The organism is Laspinema palackyanum D2c, assembly GCF_025370875.1.
In the GTDB taxonomy this organism is placed as follows: domain Bacteria; phylum Cyanobacteriota; class Cyanobacteriia; order Cyanobacteriales; family Laspinemataceae; genus Laspinema; species Laspinema palackyanum.
This window is the reverse complement of record NZ_JAMXFD010000016.1, coordinates 63,222-85,726: the sequence shown is the minus strand read 5'-3', so window position 1 is coordinate 85,726 and position 22,505 is coordinate 63,222. Positions and strand designations below refer to the sequence as shown.

18 protein-coding genes are annotated in these 22,505 nt (G+C 48.8%); 12 read left to right on the top strand and 6 right to left on the bottom strand.

The genetic code is table 11. The features are described 5' to 3' along the window. Positions 1-9 precede the first annotated feature (9 nt). From NG795_RS18100 to NG795_RS18055, 10 genes are all read left to right on the top strand, one after another. Positions 10-525, top strand: coding sequence for a hydrogenase maturation protease (locus NG795_RS18100; RefSeq protein WP_367290039.1), 516 nt, complete (start codon positions 10-12; stop codon positions 523-525). Then, positions 525-848, top strand: a complete 324-nt coding sequence (hypA, locus tag NG795_RS18095; protein WP_436836063.1) for a hydrogenase maturation nickel metallochaperone HypA — start codon at positions 525-527, stop codon at positions 846-848. The genes NG795_RS18100 and hypA overlap by 1 nt, the downstream gene beginning before the upstream one ends. Positions 849-851: 3 nt before the next feature. After that, on the top strand, positions 852-1,640 hold the full coding sequence (hypB, locus tag NG795_RS18090; protein WP_367290037.1) for a hydrogenase nickel incorporation protein HypB: 789 nt from the start codon (positions 852-854) through the stop codon (positions 1,638-1,640). A gap of 294 nt (positions 1,641-1,934) precedes the next feature. Then, entirely contained in the window at positions 1,935-4,277 is a 2,343-nt protein-coding gene (hypF, locus tag NG795_RS18085) for a carbamoyltransferase HypF (protein ID WP_367290036.1), read from the top strand. Positions 4,278-4,285: 8 nt separating this feature from the next. Beyond that, entirely contained in the window at positions 4,286-4,519 is a 234-nt protein-coding gene (locus tag NG795_RS18080; protein ID WP_367290035.1) for a HypC/HybG/HupF family hydrogenase formation chaperone, read from the top strand. 578 nt (positions 4,520-5,097) lie between these two features. Further along, positions 5,098-8,706 (top strand): pyruvate:ferredoxin (flavodoxin) oxidoreductase, encoded by a 3,609-nt coding sequence (gene nifJ / locus NG795_RS18075; protein WP_367290034.1) that lies wholly within the window; start codon positions 5,098-5,100, stop codon positions 8,704-8,706. Between the two features lie 373 nt (positions 8,707-9,079). Beyond that, positions 9,080-10,105, top strand: a complete 1,026-nt coding sequence (locus tag NG795_RS18070) for a dihydroorotate dehydrogenase-like protein (protein ID WP_367290033.1) — start codon at positions 9,080-9,082, stop codon at positions 10,103-10,105. A 286-nt stretch (positions 10,106-10,391) separates the two neighbouring features. Next, positions 10,392-12,671, top strand: coding sequence for a 6-phosphofructokinase (locus NG795_RS18065; protein WP_367290032.1), 2,280 nt, complete (start codon positions 10,392-10,394; stop codon positions 12,669-12,671). A gap of 282 nt (positions 12,672-12,953) precedes the next feature. After that, a complete protein-coding gene (locus NG795_RS18060; protein ID WP_367290031.1) occupies positions 12,954-13,202 on the top strand; it encodes a hypothetical protein in 249 nt (82 codons plus the stop codon). A 160-nt stretch (positions 13,203-13,362) separates the two neighbouring features. Continuing rightward, entirely contained in the window at positions 13,363-14,703 is a 1,341-nt protein-coding gene (locus NG795_RS18055) for an SGNH/GDSL hydrolase family protein (protein WP_367290030.1), read from the top strand. A 98-nt stretch (positions 14,704-14,801) separates the two neighbouring features. On the opposite strand, the gene NG795_RS18050 is transcribed toward NG795_RS18055, so the two are convergent. From NG795_RS18050 to NG795_RS18030, 5 genes are all read right to left on the bottom strand, one after another. Then, positions 14,802-16,493 (bottom strand): NAD(P)H-quinone oxidoreductase subunit 4, encoded by a 1,692-nt coding sequence (locus NG795_RS18050; protein WP_367290029.1) that lies wholly within the window; start codon positions 16,491-16,493, stop codon positions 14,802-14,804. A 423-nt stretch (positions 16,494-16,916) separates the two neighbouring features. After that, a complete protein-coding gene (gene aroQ / locus NG795_RS18045; RefSeq protein ID WP_367290028.1) occupies positions 16,917-17,369 on the bottom strand; it encodes a type II 3-dehydroquinate dehydratase in 453 nt (150 codons plus the stop codon). A gap of 32 nt (positions 17,370-17,401) precedes the next feature. Beyond that, complete coding sequence (locus NG795_RS18040) at positions 17,402-17,539, bottom strand: hypothetical protein (RefSeq protein ID WP_015151235.1); 138 nt, start codon at positions 17,537-17,539, stop codon at positions 17,402-17,404. A gap of 257 nt (positions 17,540-17,796) precedes the next feature. Next, positions 17,797-19,053 (bottom strand): competence/damage-inducible protein A, encoded by a 1,257-nt coding sequence (locus NG795_RS18035; protein WP_367290027.1) that lies wholly within the window; start codon positions 19,051-19,053, stop codon positions 17,797-17,799. Between the two features lie 62 nt (positions 19,054-19,115). Continuing rightward, positions 19,116-20,162 carry a glycosyltransferase family 4 protein gene (locus NG795_RS18030; protein WP_367290026.1) on the bottom strand — a complete coding sequence of 349 codons (1,047 nt, stop codon included), beginning with the start codon at positions 20,160-20,162 and terminating at the stop codon, positions 19,116-19,118. An 821-nt stretch (positions 20,163-20,983) separates the two neighbouring features. Between NG795_RS18030 and NG795_RS18025 the strand changes: the two genes are divergently transcribed. Together NG795_RS18025 and NG795_RS18020 are read left to right on the top strand one after the other, a co-directional pair. Next, the gene (locus NG795_RS18025; RefSeq protein WP_367290025.1) at positions 20,984-21,202 is read left to right on the top strand and encodes a hypothetical protein; all 219 of its coding nucleotides are present in this window, start codon (positions 20,984-20,986) and stop codon (positions 21,200-21,202) included. 54 nt (positions 21,203-21,256) lie between these two features. Continuing rightward, entirely contained in the window at positions 21,257-21,916 is a 660-nt protein-coding gene (locus tag NG795_RS18020) for an SDR family oxidoreductase (protein ID WP_367290024.1), read from the top strand. 176 nt (positions 21,917-22,092) lie between these two features. On the opposite strand, the gene NG795_RS18015 is transcribed toward NG795_RS18020, so the two are convergent. Beyond that, the gene (locus NG795_RS18015; protein ID WP_367290023.1) at positions 22,093-22,431 is read right to left on the bottom strand and encodes a J domain-containing protein; all 339 of its coding nucleotides are present in this window, start codon (positions 22,429-22,431) and stop codon (positions 22,093-22,095) included. Between the last annotated feature and the right edge of the window lie 74 nt (positions 22,432-22,505).

Below are 22,505 nucleotides of genomic sequence, written 5' to 3'. Positions count from 1 at the left end.
ATTAATAAAATGCTGTCAATCCAACAGGAGTCTCTGGCAATTTTGGCGATCGGATACGGAAATGACCTGCGTCGCGATGACGGCGTAGGACAACGGGTGGCGGAAGAAGTGGCATCCTGGGGATTACCCAAGGTGCGATCGCTGTCGCAACATCAACTCACCCCAGAATTGGCCGAACCCTTGTCTGAGGTAGACTTGGCAATCTTTATCGATGCCTATCCTGCCACTGCTGAACAAGGACTACAAGTGGTCAAACTCAACGATGATGACTCCATCTCTCCCCAAAGTTTAGGCCATAGTAGCGACCCTTCATCCCTTCTCATCCTCGCTAAAACCCTCTATGGCAAGGCCCCTGAAGGGTGGTTAGTGGCAATTCCGGCGATGGATTTCGAGTTTGGGGATACGTTTTCTGCTGTCACTGAAAAAGGCATGGCGGAGGCATTAGTGGCGATCGCAAACTTGATTGAGACTGGGGGATGGGGGGAAGAGAAAGAAGCGGGGGGATTATGCATGAAGTTAGTTTGATGGAAAACACTTTGAATATTGCTTTAGATTGTGCTAAAGCGCAAAATGCCAGCAAAATTCATCGCCTAAAAATGCGAGTGGGTGACTTATCTGGGGTGGTTCCAGATGCCTTAGAATTTGCCTTTGATGTGGTGACCCGAGGGACGATCGCCGAAGGGGCAGAATTTGAAATTGAACGAGTTCCAGTGATTTGTCACTGTCCTACTTGCGATCGGGACTTTGAACCGATGGATTGGTTCTATGAATGTCCCCATTGTCATCAACTCACCCCTCATATTCAAAGCGGACAAGAAATCGAGTTAACATCCTTGGAGGTTTCCTAACTGATGTGTACTAATTGCGGATGCAGCGTCGTCGGAGAAGTCGGAATCCATAGTCACAGTCATGAAAATGGCCATAGTCACAGTCATGAAAATGGCCATCACCATCATCATCATGACACCCATCAAACTATTGCAGTGGGACAAGCAGTTTTAGCCAAAAATGACCGCCTTGCTGAACGAAATCGGGGCTATTTTATGGCTAAAAATTTGCTGGTTTTGAATGTGCTTTCTTCTCCGGGTTCTGGGAAAACTGCCTTCTTAGAACGGATGGTTCAGGATATCGGCAGTCGCATCCCCACCGGCATCATTGTCGGAGACTTAGAAACCGATAACGATGCCGTTCGCTTGAGTAATAGTGGGGCCGCCACCGTCCAAATTACCACGGGAACCGTCTGCCATTTAGAATCGGATATGGTCTTGAAAGCGGCCCAACAACTGAATTTAGATCGGTTAGATGTATTGGTGATTGAAAATGTCGGAAATTTAGTTTGTCCTGCGGCATACGATTTAGGGGAAGATTTGCGCGTGGTGTTGTTGTCGGTGACGGAAGGGGAAGACAAACCCTTGAAATATCCGACCATGTTTAAATCCGCGCAAGTGGTGATTATTAGTAAAATTGACCTTGCCGAAGCGGTGGAGTTTGACCGGGAGAAGGCGTTAGAGAATATTAGAAAAATGGCCCCGCAAGCGACAATTTTTGAAGTTTCTTCCCGCAAAGGACAAGGAATGACCGAGTGGTATGGGTATTTACAACAGCATTTGAAAAAGTCGCCAGTCAGCACAATCTCATGATTTCTCTTAAGTTCGTAGTAACGCCTTCAGGCGTTCTCTTTCTTAGTTCGTAGTAACGACTTCAGTCGTTATCTTCTCTTAGTTCGTAGTAACGACTTCAGTCGTTATCCCTCTTGAGTACGAACCCGGAAACGATTGAAATCGTTACTACGAACATCCGGAACGATTGAAATCGTTACTACGAACAATCCGGAAACGATTGAAATCGTTACTACGAACTAAGAGAACGACTGAAGTCGTTACTACGAACTAAGAGAACGATTGAAATCGTTACTACGAACAGGGGAGGTGTTTATGAATTTATTATTGAAATCTACTATTTTTATGTCTAACTTAAATCGCCTCTGTATCACGGTTCGGGGGGCGGTACAGGGGGTGGGATTTCGGCCCTTTATTTATCGACTTGCCACGGAACTGGAACTAAACGGATGGGTGAATAATTCCGCCCAAGGGGTGTTTATTGAAGTAGAAGGAACTCAGGAACAATTAGAAACCTTCTTATGGCGATTGGAACGGGAAAAACCGGCCATTTCCTTTATTCAATCCCTAGAATCCTCATGGTTAGAACCTCTGGGATTTACTGAGTTTGAAATTCGGCCCAGTGTGGCAGGGGAAAAAACGGCGGTGGTGTTGCCGGATGTGGCCACTTGTCCCGATTGTTTACAGGAGATTTTTGACCCCCAAAATCGCCGCTATCGCTATCCCTTTACTAATTGCACTAACTGCGGTCCTCGTTATACGATTATTCGGGGATTACCTTACGATCGCGCCAATACGTCGATGCAGGGATTTCAAATGTGTCCTGACTGTCAGGCGGAATATGAAAATCCCTTAAATCGGCGATTTCACGCCCAACCAAATGCTTGTCCCAATTGTGGTCCGCAGTTGGAATTTTGGAAAGGGTGGGGTGAGGTGTTGGCAACGGGCGATCGCGCTTTAGAAACGGCCATTTCTAAGGTGAATCGCGGCAAAATTTTAGCAGTGAAGGGATTAGGTGGATTTCATCTGATGGTGGATGCCGGAAACTCGGCAGCAGTCCGTCGTCTGCGGCGTTGTAAGCATCGGGAAGAAAAACCGTTTGCCGTCATGTATCCCTCCGTGGAACAAGTTCGCCAAGATTGTCAGGTAACGGCGATTGAGGAGAGACTGTTGCGATCGCCCGAATGTCCCATTGTATTATTACGGCGGTTGTCCGACGTGGCATCAAATATCGCCCCAGAAGTGGCCCCAGATAATCCCTATTTAGGGGTAATGTTGCCGTACACACCCTTACATCATCTCCTGTTGTCTGGGTTGGGTAAACCTGTGGTGGCGACGAGTGGGAATCTTTCTGATGAACCCATTTGTATTGATGAATGGGAAGCGGGCGATCGCCTGAAAGACATTGCCGATGGATTTCTCGTCCACAATCGCCCCATTGTTCGGGCGGTGGATGACTCCGTTGTGAGAGTCGTGGCAGGGCGAGAAATGGTGATGCGACGGGCCCGAGGGTATGCGCCTTTGCCGATTTCCCTGAAGGTTACGCCGGATTCTCCTACGTCTCCCCCAACGATTTTAGCGGTGGGTGCTCATTTGAAAAGTGCGATCGCAATTGGTCTATTCCCTCAAATTTTTGTGAGTCAGCATATCGGGGATTTAGAAACTCCCCAAGCATTCCAAGCATTTCAGGAGGCGACGGCCAGTTTACAGCAACTGTATGACGCCACGCCGCAAGTGGTGGCCCGCGATGCCCATCCAGACTATCGTTCTACCCGCTTTGCCGAGGGACTGGCGTTGCCACAACTTGCGGTTCAGCATCATTATGCCCATGTTCTCGCTTGTATGGCCGAAAATCAACTGTTAGAGGAAACGGTCCTGGGAGTGGCCTGGGATGGGACGGGATATGGGTTGGATGGGACGATTTGGGGGGGTGAGTTTCTGCGGGTTTCTCCGACATCTTGGGACCGAGTGGCCCATTTTCGCACGTTTCCCCTGTTGGGAGGGGACAAGGCGGTGAAGGAACCTCGCCGGGTGGCCTTGGGGTTATTATATGAAGTGTTGGGCAATCGGTTGTTTACGGAGGGTGTAACTGAAAATTATCAACATATCCTCCAGGCGTTTACCCCATTGGAGTTGACCCTGCTGCGATCGATGTTGGAGAAACAGATTAATACTCCGATGACCTCTAGTGTAGGACGGTTGTTTGATGGCGTCGCGGCGATCGCTGGGTTACATTCCCGGATTAGTTTTGAAGGACAAGCGGCGACTGCATTGGAATTTGCCCTAGAAGGTTGGACAACCCAGGAGAGTTATCCCTTACCGATTCAAACCGGGGAAGGGGTGGTCATTGCGGATTGGGAACCGACAATTTTAGCAATCTTAAGCGATGTAGGCGATCGCGTTCCCATTGGGATAATTTCGGCTAAATTTCATAATACCTTAGTAGACTCTATCCTGGCTGTTGCCCAATGGGTAGGTGAGGAACGAATTGTGATCACCGGGGGTTGTTTTCAAAATGCCTACTTAACGGAACAGGTCATTCATCGGTTAAAATTAAAGGGGTTCCGTCCTTACTGGCATCAACGGATCCCACCCAATGATGGGGGAATTGCCCTGGGGCAAGTGGTTGCCGCCTATCGAAATCTGAATCAGGAGTAATTTTCAGAATGTGTTTAGCAATACCGGGCCAAATTATCAGTATTAATGAAAATGACGAACCGTTGTTGCGATCGGGCAGGGTCAGCTTTGGCGGCGTAGTCAAAACCGTGAATCTGGCCTACGTTCCCGAGGCGAAAATAGGGGACTATGCCATTGTTCATGTCGGGTTCGCCTTGAGTATCATCGATGAGGGCGAAGCGCAAGAAACTTTAGATTATTTTAAACAAATTCAAGAGGTCTAATTCCCCCAAACCCGGGAATCAAGAGATCCTATAAACAAACCGCTACCCTCACTGGGGGCGGTATTTTTTTTATAAGTTATGTAAAGATTTTAGCGTTCCCCAGAAAATACCATAGGGAATCACCTTTTTCCTAAATCTTAAAAAAAATTTAAACCCTTGATGGGAATAATGCCCCACCCCTCTAGGCACATTAACCGCCAGGAAACCCCCTCCGAATTAATCTGAGTATTTTCTCAAAAAAATCTCTAAATTATCATCTTTGATGATGGTATAATTAAAAGGAGAAAAAAAAGCAACTGTCCGTTTTCAGGAGGATTAAAACCCAATTAAGAAACATCCCGGTTGCAAAACAAAAAAAATATGAGCAAGGCAAATTAAACAAAACAACAGTTGTTTAAAGGGACCATTGCCATTAAACAACCGCTCAAAATTTGCTGAGAGGACAGAACACCCCAGCGAGTCATCTCATTGCCGATTCGCCAGAAAAATGATTCCGGATTCCTGGGAAACGTACCCGGGCTAATCTGGTCTATTTAGGCGCACAAACGATAAATTGTTGCTCCCCAAAGGTTAAACACATGAGTACAAGAACATTTGCGACTCTCGACGCAAACGAGGCCGTTGCCCAGGTTGCGTATAAATTAAATGAAGTCATTGCTATTTATCCAATTACCCCCGCTTCACCGATGGGAGAATGGGCGGATGCCTGGATGTCCGAAGGGCGTCCGAACCTCTGGGGAACCATTCCCTCGGTGGTAGAAATGCAAAGTGAGGCGGGGGCTGCGGGAACAGTACATGGGTCCTTGCAAACAGGTTCCCTCACCACTACCTTTACCGCGTCTCAGGGATTACTATTAATGATCCCCAATCTCTACAAAATAGCCGGGGAACTCACTTGTGCAGTAATTCACGTTGCCGCCCGATCGCTGGCAGCCCAGGCCCTGTCTATTTTTGGCGATCATAGTGATGTGATGGCGGTCCGTAGTACCGGATTTGCCCTGTTATGTTCCGCCTCGGTCCAGGAAGCCCATGATTTCGCCTTAATTGCCCAATCCGCGACCTTGAAATCTCGCGTTCCCTTCATTCACTTCTTTGATGGGTTCCGGACCTCTCACGAAATCCAGAAAGTAGAACTGTTAGAGGATGAGGACCTGCGATCGCTGATTGATGATGCTGGAGTCTTCGCCCATCGCGATCGCGCCTTAACTCCCGATCGCCCTGTCTTACGCGGTACTGCCCAAAACCCCGATGTTTATTTCCAAGCCCGGGAAACGGTCAACCCCTTCTATACCGACTGTTCCGACATCGTACAGCAGGCAATGGACCAGTTTGGGGAACTCACGGGACGTAAATATCAACTGTTCGAGTATCACGGTGCACCAGACCCCGATCGCCTGATTATCTTAATGGGTTCCGGTTGCGAAACCGTCCATGAAACTGTGGATTATCTGAACGCCCAAGGGGAAAAAGTCGGCGTTTTGAAAGTGCGACTGTATCGCCCCTTGGATATGAAACGCTTAGTTGCCGCTATCCCGGAAAGCGTTAAGGCGATCGCTATCTTAGATCGTACCAAAGAACCTGGGGCCGGAGGTGACCCTTTGTATCTCGATGTCGTCACCGCCCTGCATGAAGAATGGGCGGGAGACAGCTTGCCGAAACTCGTCGGAGGGCGCTATGGCTTATCCTCCAAGGAATTTACCCCGGCAATGGTAAAAGCCATTTTCGATAATCTCAGCCAAGCTAAACCCAAAAATCACTTTACCATCGGCATCAATGATGATGTCACTCACACCTCCCTAGATTATGACCCCAACTTCTCCACGGAACCCGATAGCGTTGTTCGGGCAATGTTCTATGGATTAGGGTCCGATGGCACCGTCGGGGCGAACAAGAACTCCATTAAAATTATTGGGGAAGAAACAGACAATTATGCCCAGGGCTACTTTGTCTATGACTCCAAAAAATCCGGGGCGATTACCATTTCCCACCTGCGGTTTGGACCCCAGCCGATTCGTTCCACTTACCTGATTGAACAAGCCAACTTTATCGGCTGTCATCAGTGGATTTTCCTAGAAAAATTAGACGTTTTAAGTGCAGCCGCCCCGGGGGCCATTTTCCTCTTAAATAGCCCCTATCCTGCTGAGGAAGTGTGGAATCAACTCCCCATTGAAACCCAAGAACAAATCGTCCGCAAAGGCTTAAAAGTCTATACTATTGATGCCAACAAAGTTGCTCGCGAGAGTGGCATGAGTGGACGAATTAATACCGTCATGCAGGTTTGTTTCTTCGCCTTAGCCGGAGTTCTACCTCGGGACGAAGCCATTGCCCAAATCAAAAAGGCGATCGAGAAAACCTACGGCAAAAAAGGGAAAGAAATTGTCCGCATGAACCTGCAAGCGGTGGATAATACCTTGGCGAACCTGTTTGAAGTTCCCCTCGGACAAGCCAGCAGTCCTATCCACAAACAACCTGCTGTTCCAGATTTAGCCCCGGCATTTGTGCGCGAAGTCGAAGGCAAAATGTTGGTGAAAGAAGGGGAAGGTTTGCCCGTGAGTGCCTTACCTTGTGATGGTACTTATCCCACTGCTACGTCCAAATGGGAAAAACGGAATATTGCCACGGAAATACCTGTTTGGGACCCGGATGTTTGCGTGCAATGCGGCAAATGTATCATGGTTTGTCCCCATGCCGTCATCCGAGGGAAAGTCTACGAACCGGCAGAACTAGCGAATGCACCGGCAACCTTCAAGGCAACGGATACCAAAGATAAAGACTTTGCCGGAACTCAGTTTACCATTCAAGTCTCCCCGGAAGACTGTACCGGCTGCGGTATCTGCGTCGAAGTTTGTCCCGCCAAGAATAAATCCATGCCATCCCTGAAAGCGATTAACATGGAACCGCAGATTCCGCTGCGGGAACCCGAACGGGAAAACTGGGAATTCTTCATGAACTTACCCAACCCCGATCGCCGCACATTGCATCTCGATCGCATTCGTCAACAACAACTCCAAGAACCCTTATTCGAGTTCTCCGGGGCTTGTGCCGGATGTGGCGAAACCCCCTATCTGAAGTTAGTTTCCCAACTCTTTGGCGATCGCAGCGTCATCGCCAATGCCACCGGCTGTTCCTCCATCTATGGTGGCAACCTACCCACCACCCCTTGGGCGCAAAACGCTGAAGGACGGGGACCCGCATGGTCCAACTCCCTGTTTGAAGATAACGCCGAATTCGGTCTAGGATTCCGGGTTTCCATCGATAAACAAGCCCAATTCGCCGCCGAATTACTGCAAAAACTCAGTAGTGAGATTGGGGATAACCTAGTTACCGGCATTCTCAATGCCACCCAGAAATCCGAAGCCGACATCTGGGAACAACGCGATCGCGTCGCAGCCCTCAAAGAAAAATTACAAGGGATGAACTCCCCAGATGCCAAACAACTTGCCAGTATTGCCGATTACCTCGTCAAAAAAGATGTGTGGATTATCGGGGGAGACGGTTGGGCGTATGACATCGGCTATGGTGGCTTAGATCACGTCATCGCCTCCGGACGAAATGTCAATATCCTCGTCCTAGATACCGAAGTCTACTCCAACACCGGAGGACAAGCCTCCAAAGCCACCCCACGGGGTGCGGTTGCTAAATTCGCTGCCGGTGGCAAACCCGCTGCTAAGAAAGACCTCGGCTTAATTGCCATGACTTACGGGAATGTATATGTCGCCAGCGTCGCAATGGGGGCGCGAGACGAACATACCCTGAAAGTCTTCCTAGAAGCCGAAGCGTATGACGGACCGTCCTTAATTATCGCCTATTCCCACTGTATCGCCCACGGCATCAACATGGTTACCGCCATGAATCACCAGAAGGAAATTGTAGAAGCGGGACGGTGGTTATTGTATCGCTATAACCCGGATTTGGTGGAACAAGGTAAGAATCCGTTGCAATTGGATATGCGATCGCCCAAGAAAGGGGTGGAATATTCCATGTACAACGAGAACCGATTCAAGATGTTGACCAAAACCAAACCCGCTGATGCCAAGCGGTTATTGGAAGAAGCCCAAAACGACATTGACACTCGTTGGCAGATGTATGAATATCTCGCCTCCCGCCACCTGGAAACTCACAATGGGGATGCTGCGGTAGCGCCCCCAGGGGCAGCCCCCGCAGCCCCCGCAGCCCCCGCAGGCTAAAGCCTGGGGCTATACAAACAAAGCCCGCCTGCGCGGGCTACTCCGGTCCCCTCCCCTTGGCAAGGGGAGGGTTAGGGTGGGGTTCTTCCCCAGATGATTGGAAAATTCCCCAAGACTACTCCGGTCCCCTCCCCTTGGCAAGGGGAGGGTTAGGGTGGGGTTCTTCCCCAGATTATGAGGGTGAAACGATATCTTTCCCAACCCGGAAATAACGACTGAAGTCGTTACTACGAACATTGGAAATAACGACTGAAGTCGTTACTACAAACATTGGAAATAACGACTGAAGTCGTTACTACGAACATCGGAAATAACGACTGAAGTCGTTACTACGAACATCTTCCCCTTTCTTATTACAGGAGAACATAACATAATGGATCTGAGTACAGAATATCTCGGCTTACAACTAAAATCCCCCTTAATGCCATCGGCTGCCGCACCCCTAACCGAAGACTTGGATAACATCAAACGGTTAGAAGATGCAGGGGCAGGGGCGATCGTGCTGCATAGTATCTTTGCTGAACAACTCAAAATCGAACAACACGAACTCCATTATCACACGATTTCCCATACTGAAAGTTTCGCTGAGGCCCTCACTTATTTCCCCGACCCGGATACCTATCATGTGGGACCGGAAACCTATCTGGAACATATTCGCCAAGCGAAAGAAAGTGTGGGAATTCCCATCATTGCCTCCTTGAATGGTTCTACCTTGGGCGATTGGGTGGATTATTCTCAACAAATCCAGGAAGCTGGGGCGGATGCTTTAGAGTTGAATATCTATAGTATCCCCACTGACCCTCACTTGACCGGGGCGCAAATTGAGGAAGATTATCTTTCTATTGTAGAAGCGGTTCGCGCCGATGTGACCATTCCCTTGGCGGTGAAACTTAGCCCATTTTTTACCAATTTAGCCAATATGGCGATGCGCTTGGATAAAGCCGGTGCCAATGGGTTGATTCTATTTAACCGCTTCATGCAGGCGGATATTTCCCCGGAGGAACTGGAAGTTTGGCCCCATGTCGTGTTAAGCAATCATCAGGAATCTCTCCTGCCGATGCGTTGGCTAGGATTACTCTATGGTCGCATTAATGCGGACCTGGCGGCAACCACGGGCATTCAAAAAGGGCGGGATGCGGTGAAAATGTTGATGGTGGGGGCGAAAGTGACCCAAGTCTGTTCTCCTCTGTTGCGCCACGGCATCGGACATCTGCGGGAAATTGAACGAGAACTGGTGGAGTGGTTGGAGGAACATGAATATCACTCGGTGAAACAGGCGATCGGGACCATGAGTCAGATGAATGTGGCCGATCGCAGTGCCTATGAACGGGCGCAATACATGAAGGTGATTCAAAGTTTCGATTACGATCAGGCGGTGGTTACCGCTTCCACAGTCTAACCAATTTTCTCCCCTGAGTGATTTTTTCCAATGTCAGGAAATCCCAATATGGCGGCAATGCCGCCTTTTTTGCGGGAGATAGGCAGGATGGGGAAGTTTGGAGTAACGACTTCAGTCGTTTCCCCCATCACCCGTCTGTCCCCTATCTCCCCAAAATTATGGAAAAATCATCACCAAACCCCCGGTTCCCTCCAAACTAAAAAGTCGATTAAATTTTAAAATGCAAGATATTAAGGTCTGGAATCTTGCCGGTTAAACGAGTCAACCCATAAATGAGGAGGAGTTCATGCATCAGAAAAAAAGACTAGGGGTATTAACCAGTGGGGGAGACTCACCGGGAATGAATGCGGCAGTTAGATCCGTGGTTCGGTCTGCGATCGCCCAAGGAATCGATGTATTTGCCATTTATGAAGGCTATCAGGGGATGGTGGAGGGGGGACAATGCGACCTCGAGAACCCGCGCCGTGTCGCCCCGGATGCGGAAGCCTGTATTCGCCAATTGCATTGGTATGACGTGGCGGGGATCTTGCATAAAGGGGGGACGATTATCGGAACGGCGCGATCGGCCCAGTTTCGGACTCGGGAAGGTCGGTTGCAGGCGGTTCGGAATCTGTTAGCCAATGATATCGATGGATTAGTGGCGATCGGGGGGGATGGTAGTCTCACAGGCGCACACTTGTTCCGCAGCGAATGGCCGGAATTAGTCGCCGAACTCTTAGAACGAGGTGAGATTGATCCTGAAATCGCCGAACGTCACCGTCACTTAACCATTGTTGGATTAGCGGCATCCATTGATAATGATATGTATGGCAGTGACATGACCATCGGGACCGATACCGCCCTCCACCGCTTAACCGAGGCTGTAGACTCAATCTCCTCCACAGCAGCCAGCCATCAGCGCACCTTTGTGGTGGAAGTGATGGGACGGCATTGCGGCTATCTAGCGTTAATGGGGGCGTTAGCTACCGGCGCAGATTGGGTATTGATTCCCGAATGTCCTCCCGAGGGCGACTGCTGGGAGGAAAAAATGTGCCAAGTCTTACAAGCCGGTCGAGAATCCGGGCGTCGTGATACCATTGTGATTGTCGCCGAAGGTGCCAGGGACCGTCACAATAACCCGATTTCCTGCGAATATGTGCGCCAAGTGCTAGAAGAAAAACTCGGGGAAGATGCCCGAGTCACGATTTTAGGCCATGTGCAACGAGGTGGATCGCCCACGGCATTTGACCGGAACTTAAGCACTTTGTTGGGTCATGCGGCGGTTAATGCCTTCCAAACGGCCACCCCCGAAACTGAATCGGTCTTGATTGGAATGCGGGGAAACCGGGTTTATCAAGCGCCTCTAATGCATTGTGTGGAACAAACCCATGCGGTTTCTCAGGCGATCGCTGATGGAGATTATGCCAAAGCGATGGATCTGCGGGGTGAGAACTTCAAAAACGCCTATCAAATCTTGCATACCCTGATGCAAGCCAAACCCAGTACCCCCGAACCTCGGGAAGGCAAACCCCTGAGATTCGCCATCCTCAACTGTGGCGCAACCGCCCCGGGAATGAATACTGCGGTTCGCGCCGCCGTCCGATTGGCGATCGACAAAGGACATACCATGTTAGGGGTAGAACATGGATTTCGCGGCTTAATTGAGGGTCACATCAAAGAATTAAACTGGTTAAGTGTACGAGGATGGGCGACTACCGGCGGTTCTGAACTGGGGACTAGCCGCAAGATTCCCCAAAGTAAAGATTTTTATGCGATCGCCCGTCAAATTGAGCGCTATGACATTAATGGACTGCTGATTATTGGCGGTTGGAGTGGCTATCAAGCTGCCTATCAACTCTATTCACAATGTGAAACCTTCCCCGCCTTCAATATACCGATTCTCTGCATCCCCGCCTCAATTAACAATAATCTTCCCGGCTGTGAACTGAGTATCGGGGCCGATACTGCTTTGAATAATATCATCGAAGCGGTGGATAAAATCAAGCAATCGGCGGTTGCCTCCAACCGTTGCTTTTTAGTCAAAGTTATGGGACGCTACTGCGGATATTTAGCCGTCATGAGTGGCTTGGCAACCGGGGCGGAACAGGTGTATATTAACGAGGAAGGTGTTGCCCTCACGGACTTACAAAAAAACCTCTCTACCCTGATTTCTGGATTTAAACAAGGGAAACGAGTGGGTTTAATTATCTGTAATGAAAATGCCCATCCGGTGTATGATAGCGACTTTATCTGTGATTTGTTTGCGGAAGAAGGGAGAGAAGTGTTTCAGGTGAGACAAGCCATTTTAGGGCATCTCCAACAAGGCGGCGACCCCACCCCCTTTGATCGCATCCAAGCTACCCGCTTCTCGGCGATCGGTTTAGATTTCCTGATTGAACAAGCCCAAAAACCTACACCCACAGGGGCTTTCATGGGAACGGAAGCCGGTAATGTGCGATTTATTGACCTCGGCATGATTCCGCGCATGGTAGACAAAGAACACCAACGTCCTAAAGAACAATGGTGGATGGAAATCGCGGCGATCGGCAAAATTCTGGCCCATACCGCACCCCCAACTCAAGGATGAAGTTCTTCGGGACACGGCGTTTGCCGTGTCCCTGGCGGCTGAGGGGAGAAAAACGCGGTAAACTATACTCTATTATCCTATCCCGGACCCGATTGCCTGTCATGCCAAACCCTGTACATCTGCCGGTTCCGGTACGGTTTCTGTAGTCACCTATAAATTAGGCATCCATTCTTATGCCGTGGAAGCGCATCCGTTTGTCTATCGACTCTGATAACTGAATCAGAAAAACAGCCGCTTTGATAAGCTTTAATAGAGGTGGATCAAAAACAAGTTGAGGAATTTATGATGAAGCTTAAAAACGGTCTGGCGCGTCATATTACTCAAATTATGATTATGCCCCTGTTTGGAACCGGCTCTAAGGTTACTGGCTTGCAAGAGGCGATCGCCACCCTCGAAACCCTAGACTTAGAAAATCCTAGGGGTGATTTTCAACGGGTTGAGGTGATAATTGATTATAACAATGGAGATTCCATCCGTGCCACATTTCAAAATAAATTCTTACTGGCAGACTTTTTACAAACTTTAGGTTAACCTGTTGGTTCAGTCACTAGCGACGTAAGCAATAAACCCTTTAACACTAATACGAATAAAAGACGGCAAGCCAAATTTTCTAAAAACAAAATTTGTAGGTTAAGATAAACCTAGACCTTTGAAAAATCTGATTTACCTTGGTGTAGGAGTAACTGAAAGTATGTTATCTGCAATGAACCTATTTGATGAAGGGTTTTATTTAGCGAGAAATTCTGATGTAGCGGTAGCGGTGGCGAGTGGGATATTCAGTAGTGCAGCCGAACACTTTTTTGCATTTGGAGACCAGGAAAAACGCGACCCGAGTGCGTTTTTTCAGACCGATTACTATCTAGCACAAAACCCAGACGTAGCGGCAGCAATTTCCCCAAACCTGACCCCGTTTGACCATTTTATTAATGTCGGTTACCGGGAAGGGCGCAGTCCGACTCCCTTGTTTAATACCAACTTTTACGCCCAAACTAATCCTGATGTAGCGGAGGCGGTTCGGCAAGACCCCTTGACGGGTTTCTTTGCTCATTTTATAACAGTTGGGGCGCAAGAAGGTCGCAGTCCTGTGGCCTTTTTTGATCGGAGTTTTTATCTGGAACAAAACCCAGATGTTGCTGAGGGGGTTTCCCGAGGAGAGACGACGGCGATCGCCCATTTTGCAAACTTCGGTCAATCGGAGGGTCGCTTGCCTCGTCGCTTATTTAATGAAATGTACGTCTTCGGGGACAGTCTTTCCGATGATGGCAATTTGTTTGCCTTAACTCAGGGTCTATTTCCCCCAGAACCCTTATATGACAAGGGCCGATTTAGCAATGGACCCGTTTGGTCCGAACTACTCCCCTCTCGTCTAGGGTTAGAGGTCAATCCTCAGACTAATATTGCTTTTGGAGGGGCTACGAGTTCGTCTGTGAATTCTCTCAACTTGCAAAATCCGCTGTTACCTAGCTTGCCTGGGTTGCAAACACAAATTGACAGTTTTCTTGCCGAAACTCCTGTATCTAATCCCACTGGATTATACACCATTTGGGCAGGGTCTAATGATTACCTGAATGCGGGGATTACAGATGTCACAATTCCGGTGAATAATGTAGTGAATGCGGTGACTCAACTGGCAGAGGATGGTGCTCGCAATTTTATGGTGATGAACCTCCCGGACTTGGGTAACACGCCTGGAGTCAGAAATCGGGGCCCGCAAGCGCAGCAATTGTTAAGCCAACTTACCAATGCTCATAATACGGCATTGGCCTCCGCGATCGCCAATTTAGACCAAAACCCGAATATCAATATTATTCTGGTTGATGTCAATGGGTTGGTCAATGATGCGATCGCCAATCCCAGTCAATATGGATTCACAAATGTCACCGACCCCGCCCAGAAATCCATCGGAAGTGACCCCAATACCTTCCTGTTTTGGGATGATGTCCATCCCACCACCGTCAGTCATCAAATTATTGCCGATGCCGCCCTTAAAACCGTGACGGACTTATCTCAACTGGCGAAGGTGATTCTCTAACCCTCCAACCCCTTAGAAAATGCGGGCATCTCACTCGCGCAAGATACCCGCATTTTCATCATCTTATCCCTAGGGTTATAAGCCTGGTACTCACCGGATTAATCGGGAGTGAATTCAGCAATTTTTGCCATTGGGGTGAGGCTGGGTGCTTTGAAGCCGATGGTTTCGGTCGATCGCACCTGGGCGTAGGCTTGGGTCGCTACACTATTAATCGCCACGGTCGTATTGTCATACACTTGCATCGCAATTTTAGGATAACAACCGATCGCCACGATCGCGACCAAGAAACTCAAGGCGATCGCTACTTCCCGAGGGCGACTATCAATAAATGCCGCTTCTCCAGGCAAAATACAATTGGTCCCAAAACAGACCGCTGCTTGGTTTTCAATGAAGTCTTCCCGTAACTCTGGATCGGTGATGTCACAAGCGGGAATTTCCTTCGACCCGTAGAAGGACCCGTGAAACACTTGACGCACCATCGACAGCAGATAAATCGGGGTTAAAATCACCCCAATTGCAGCTAGAAAGACTACGGCAATCCGGAAGGTCAGGCTATAAAAATCACTGGTGGCAATCCCAATAAATACCGCCACTTCACTGGCAAATCCACTCATGCCAGGTAGGGCAAGGGATGCCATTGCACCAGCAGTATAGAGAGCAAAAACTTTGGGCATGAAAATCCCAATTCCCCCCATATCTTGCATGGTCATGGTATGGGTGCGATCGTAAGTTACCCCGGTTAAGAAAAACAGCACCGAGGCAATTAATCCGTGGGAAATCATCTGCAACATTGCCCCATTAATTCCGAGGTCGGTGAAGGAGGCAATCCCAATTAACACAAATCCCATGTGGGAAACGGACGAATAGGCGAGTCGCCGTTTCATATTGGTTTGGGCAAAGGAGGTTAATGCCCCATAAACAATATTAACGACTCCCAAAATGACTAAAACCGGGGCAAAATAAACATGAGCATCGGGTAGTAATCCCATGTTCATTCGCATTAATCCATAGGCACCCATTTTTAATAACACCCCGGCCAAAATCATCGAAACTGGGGCGGATGCTTCGCCGTGGGCGTCGGGAAGCCAGGTATGGAAGGGGAAGGCGGCGAGTTTGACGCCAAATGCAATTAATAAACCAGCATAGAGGGGCAATTGCAGGGCCAAGGGGAACTCTTTCAAGGCGATATCTGCAATATCAAAGGAAGCAGGGCCGGGTCCATACAAAGCTAAAGCGAGTCCGGCAATTAGAATAAAGATAGAGGCCGCAGCGGTGTAGAGTAGAAATTTGATGGCGGCATATTGTCGTTTCGGTCCGCCCCAGATGCAAACGAGGAGATAGACGGGGACGAGTTCGATTTCCCACATGATGAAGAATAGCAGCAGGTCTTGGGCGATGAACACCCCCACCTGGGCTGCATATAACACCAGCATCAGGAAGTAGAACATTCGGGGTTTGCGGTCTACTTGCCATGCGGACAGCAGGGCCATGCTGGTGACGAATCCGGCTAGGAGGACCAAGGGCATGGAGATGCCATCCACGGAGACGGTCCAGCTGATGCCGAGTTGGGGAATCCAGCTAAATTGTTCGACGAGTTGAAAGCCGGAAACCTGGGGATCGTAATGTTGCCAGAAGAGGAGGCACATCAGGGCGAAGTCGGCGATCGCCACTCCAGTTGCATACCAGCGCAAGACGTTTCCATCGCGATCGGGTATCACCGGAACCAGTAAGGCCGCCACTAGGGGCAGAGCAAATATAGTAGTTAACCAAGGAAATGAATCAGCAAGCATTGCAGTGATTTTTCTCTTTTTAAAGGGGCCAGGGCATTAATCTTGAACCTATTATGCCTGCTTTTGTAACATTTCTTTAACTTTTCGGGAAGGGATTAAGAAAATTTTATATTGAACCCCAGACCAAACAAACTTACGCCTAAATACCTAAATGGAGCAGGGATGGGCTGGGATGTCCTTCCCATGAGGTTTTGAGGCGTAAGTCCGGTCAGAGAATCTGCTGATTCATCCTTCTTGGATAGCCATAGATTTTTAAAAGGGTCAGGCATCTTGAATGCTCTATATATTTTATTTATGTTGGCAATCTGCAATTTTTGGGGTAAATAAAAAGGAAAACCGTAGAAGCCGATCGCCTCATCAAAAGATGAGAGGTGGGACTGAAGTGCCGCCCACCTCTAGGAAGAAACCCCCATGAGGGGGAGATTAACCGGATGGGTTGTTTTCTCGGAGATGATGGACCAACGCCTGAAGTCCCAGACGATAACTATTGGGACCAAACCCGCTAATTTGCCCGACGGCGATCGCGGCAATGTAGGAGTGATGGCGAAACGGTTCACGGCGATAAATATTGCTCAAGTGAACTTCCACAGTGGGAATGTTAACCCCTGCGATCGCATCACGGATGGCCACACTCGTATGAGTATAAGCCCCGGCATTAATCAAAAGTCCTGAGTGCTGGTCTCTGGCGGCATGGATAGCATCCACCAGTACCCCCTCATGATTGGATTGCAACGCAGACACCTTGACTTGCAAAGCCTGGGCCTCGGTTTCCAGCAAGCGATTAATATCTTCTAACGTCGCACTCCCATAGACTCCTGGCTCTCGTTGACCCAGGAGATTCAAGTTTGGCCCATGCAGTACCAATATATTCAGCAATCGCCGATGCCTATGCCTTTAACACTATAAATTTACCGACGCCGACGGGGTTCGTTGACGGGAATAGGAATAGGTTCCGGTTCCGGTTCTGCCTCTGGACCGAGAAGGGCCTCAATAATTTTCCGGGCCCATTCTTTTAATTTGTCGATTAGGTTATCTATATAATCCATTGAAAAGACAGCTCCTTGAATCCAGGCTATCGCTCTACTACTTGACGGCAGTCACTGATTGCCGTTTGTAACAGAATTGGAATTACTCTGTTTCTTTGATCATAACGAATCCTGAGAAATGAGCAAGTAGACTCAACCGTACAAAACGGGCTTTTGGGGATCAGTCTCGGGGGCTTCACCCCTGACAGCCCCTATATGTAGTCATATTTTTAAAAATAAACACTACAAGTAGTGTTTTAGAGAAAATATTAAGAATGTTAAGCTATTCTTAACATTTTTCTTCTGAGGCAGTCCAGAGCACCTTCGGCGCTGTAATGGCGAATCAAGTCCCTTTCTTGGAAAGCACTCAAGCGGAATTCAAAACTTTCAACCTCACGGTTGGGTCCAGCTAACCCGATATAAACTAATCCCACAGGCTTTGTCTGGCTGCCACCGCCAGGACCGGCAATTCCCGTGACGCTCAGACCCCAAGTTGCGCCTAATTTAGCACGGACACCGAGGGCCATTTGTTGAGCCACAATATCGCTAACTGCACCTTCCCGGGCTAAATCCGCTGAGTTGACATCCAGAAGCCCGATTTTTACCGAATTGTCATAAGCAATCACCCCGCCTAAGAAATAGCGAGAACTGCCGGAAATGGCGGTGAGGAGACTGCCGATACTTCCCCCGGTGCAGGATTCGGCCACGGCGAGGGTTTCACCCCGTTGGAGGAGTAAATCACCCACCACGGAAGCGAGGGTATCTTGGTCGCACCCAAAATAGTCAAAGCCAGCGATCGCTTGAATCTGTTGCTGTACGGGGGCGATCGCCGCTTGAGCTGCGGTTTCATTGGAGGCGCGGGCGGAAACCCGGAGTTTGACCTCGCCATTGAGGGCGTAGGGAGCCACCGTGGGATTGGTCAAATCCAGTAACGGAGCCACTTTTTCCGCTAAAACCGACTCAGAAATTCCCCAAAATTTCAACATCCGACTGTAGATAATATCTTGACCCCAGCCTTGGGCTTTGAGGTAGGGGACGGCAGTTTCTTCCCACATTCGGTACATTTCCTTGGGAACACCAGGAAAGGTCAGAATCGTCAAATTAGGACGAGGTTGCCAAATAATACCTGGGGCCGTGCCGAGGGGATTGGGTAAAATGTCCGCACCCGCAGGAATTGAGGCTTGTTTGCGATTACTGGCCGCCATTGGCCGACCGCGAGAGGCGTATTTTTGGATCAGGTCTTCGAGAATGTCCGTTCTTTCGACCATTTCCACCCCAAAACAAGCAGCGAGGGTTTCGTGGGTGAGGTCGTCGGGGGTGGGGCCCAGACCGCCGGTAAAGATAAGAATTTGGGCAGAACGCTCGATAGCGATCGCCACCACCTGTTTAATTCGGTCTGGATTGTCCCCCACCACCGTTTGAAAATAATGAGGGATACCCAGTCCAGCCAGTTGTTTCGCTAAAAATTGAGAGTTGCTGTTAAGAATGTCTCCTAACAGCAATTCTGTGCCAACACAAATAATCTCAGCACTCATGAATGTTTGATTTTAGAGTTTAGATAGGATAGGCACCAGAGATAGGTGTTTACTCAGCCGGGTTATAACCTCGCGTGTTTCTTCACTTTCCAACTGGCATAGCTGAGTAAAGCCGTTGCCGCAAAAGCGTAGGCGACGCCACTGGGAATTCCGGCAAACGCTAGGGCGATACTGCCAACCCAAATGGTCAGGGCGTAAATAAACAGAACGGTTAACCGATGGGAGAGTCCAGCTTCGAGGAGACGGTGGTGCAGATGACGCTTATCGGCGGTAAAGGGAGATTTGCCATTGCGAATGCGATCGACAATCACCGCTGACATATCCAGAATGGGGACCGCTAGAATGATATAAGGCAGGACCACCGCAGTAACAGCCGTAGTTTTGACCAAACCCACCACACCGACCCCAGCCAGGGTGAAGCCGATAAAATAAGAGCCACCATCCCCCATGAAAATTTGGGCCGGATTAAAGTTGTACCGGAGGAAGCCCAAAGTTGCACCGGCTAAGGCCGCCGCAATCAACGCAGCAGCGGGTTGATGCATAAACAGGCTCACCATCAGCATAACTAAGGCGGCAATGCCGGAAACACCTGCCGCCAGACCATCTAATCCATCGATCCAGTTAATGGCATTGGTCATGCCAACCAGCCAGATCACGGTGATGGGATAGCTAATCAAGTCAGGGAATTTCACGAGTCCCAGAAAGGGAATGGTTAAAAATTCAATTTGAACACCGACGGCCCAAGCGCCACTGGCACAGATGGTTTGTAACAGGAGTCGCAAGAACGGAGAGAGTCCGTATAAATCGTCAGCGAGTCCGATCGCGAAGAAGGCAAGGCCGCCGAGGGTGAGGCCCCAAATTTCGTACTCTTTCGGAGTGGGCAAGAAGCCAAATCCACCCATCCACCAGACGATTAATAGGGCGATCGTGGTCCCTAGGAAGATGGATACGCCTCCCAAGCGCACCATTGGCTGGCGGTGTACCTTGCGTTCTGAGGGAAGATCAACTCGGCCACTTTTAATCCCAATTTTTTTGACGACCGGCGTCGTTGCAAGGACAACAAGGGCGGCGACGATAAAAGCAACCACATGGTAGAGCTGGTAAGGCATCAGAATAAACTCAGTTGCAAGACAAAAAACATCTCAGGCAAATTCTACCTACATTTACTACATTTAACTGAACCGAGCTACGGATGAAAGTGGAAGATTTATTAAAATAAAGCCGTTATGGTTTTCAAGAGTTTAGTAGGGGCGTTGCTACAGGGGGCGGTGGGTGACAACCCTCATCATTGGATGCCCCGCTCGCCCCTACGGTTATAACCCAAATAAGCCTAACCCTTTTTTAGCCCATTTCAGCATTGAGGGGTGGATGGGATGCGATCGGGTGAAATAATCTTTATAATAATCTGGGCAATGTCTGCTTTCCTCGTTTGGAGGGGAGGAGTCCGAGAATGACTCGGGCGATCGCTCCCTAGAGGAAACATGGAGTTAAATCTGCGGTTGCTGCATTTTTTCCGGGTTCTCCCCCCCTGATCGGATCAAGGAATCAATCAGGGTCTATTCGGTGCAATTATTCTGCCAGTGCATCGGGTCATCTCTAAATAGATGATTTACCCCACTACTCTAAACAGCCCCCAGTTAAATCTGGTCCCCCTTAAGAAGTGGCACAGTTCCTCATCAAGGGTTCCCCAACCGTAGGAAACTTGAAAAAGAAGAGGGAGATCCAGGAATTACAGTTTTGTTCACTCAAATTAGAGGGAACAGTCCTGAATCAATTGCTGACTTCATTCTGAAGAGTTCCCTCTCAATACTTAAAAAAAGGGGGGAGTTTTGGACGGTTACCCGAGGTCTGATCGGGCGAAAAAATTTATTTAAGAAAGGGTCTAAACCCCTTCCGTATAAACATCTGGGATAATCGAGGAGAAGAGGAAATGGAAGTGACAACGGTCACCCAAAAATTGCGTCAAAATCCTTATGAGGTTTATCGAGATCCACTCACGGGGAAATGGATGGTGATCAAAAATCCGAAACTACCGAGCGATCGCCATGTTAATCCTTCTAAGCCTTTATCAAACCTATTTCAATCCCTGAAACCCGGAGAGGGTCAGGAATTGCGATCAGAGTGTGGGGAAGTGCCCCTCAAAGAATAAATAAAATTGATTTAGAATAGGGAGCGAAGGATTTAGGGTGAGTAAATTACCAACATGGCAACTTATTTAGTAACAGGAACTGCTCGTGGCATTGGGTTAGCATTGTGCCAGCAGTTACAGGAACGGGGGGATACGGCGATCGCGGTTTGTCGTGAGTCGTCCCCGGAGTTAGATGCATTAGGGATTCGAGTCGAAACCGGAATTGATATCACTTCGGATCAAACCCTAAAAGAACTGGTGCAGCGATTGCAGGGGATATCCTTAGATGTGTTGGTCAATAATGCGGGCATTTTAGAAGAAGATAGCCTCGATCGCCTAGATTTTGACAGCATTCAACGGCAGTTTGAGGTCAATGCTTTGGGAACATTGCGAGTGACTCAGGCACTGCTACCGTTTCTCTCTCCGGGGTCCAAAATTGGGATTGTCACCAGTCGCATGGGTTCTATTGAGGATAATAGTTCCGGAGGTTATTATGGGTATCGGATGTCAAAAGTCGCCGTGAGTATGGCAGGCAAATCCCTGGCGATCGATTTAAAACCGCGCAAAATTGCCGTAGGGATTGTACATCCCGGGTTAGTTCAGACCCGCATGACGGATTTTAGTGGAATTTCCACCCGGGAAGCCGCGCATGGTATCATTCAGCGAATTGATAATCTCACTCTGGATAATTCGGGTACGTTTTGGCACGCCAATGGCGAAGTCTTACCGTGGTAGAAGAGGGAAACTGATTAGGTGATGAGAGATTAGTCTAGTTGGAGTGTAACGGATGGATGCCTCTATGGGGAGATGTTCCGAACCCGTGAGGGGTAGAACCTGACTCGATGTTGCACTCCACTCGGCAGAGTACCAAATCTGATCAATTCTGAACAGGGGAAGGGTGAATAATGCATTCACTTCCCCATTTGACCACATATTTCTTTATAAATTTCGTTCATTTTTTGGATAACTTCCTGAGCTTTTTGTTGCTTTTCTGGATTTTCATAAAATAAATCAGGATGCCATTTTTTTAGTAAAGTTCGATAAGCTTGTTTCACCTCTTTCAGCGAAGCATTAGAGTTCAGCCCGAGGATTTTGTAAAACCGAGCAATTTTATCGCTAACAGGTGGCGGAGGTGCTTGCGGACGAAGAGCGATCGCCTCCTGATGCGATCGCCGGTTCATCTGTTTCAGATTGGCTAATTCTGCATCCATTTCCAATGCCTGAAACTTGGCTTCCACAGGGTCAATCATTTCCAAAACCTCTTCACTTGAATTTCCCCCAACGGGGTTAGCCCATATCCGAACAACACTCCCTCAATCTCCAG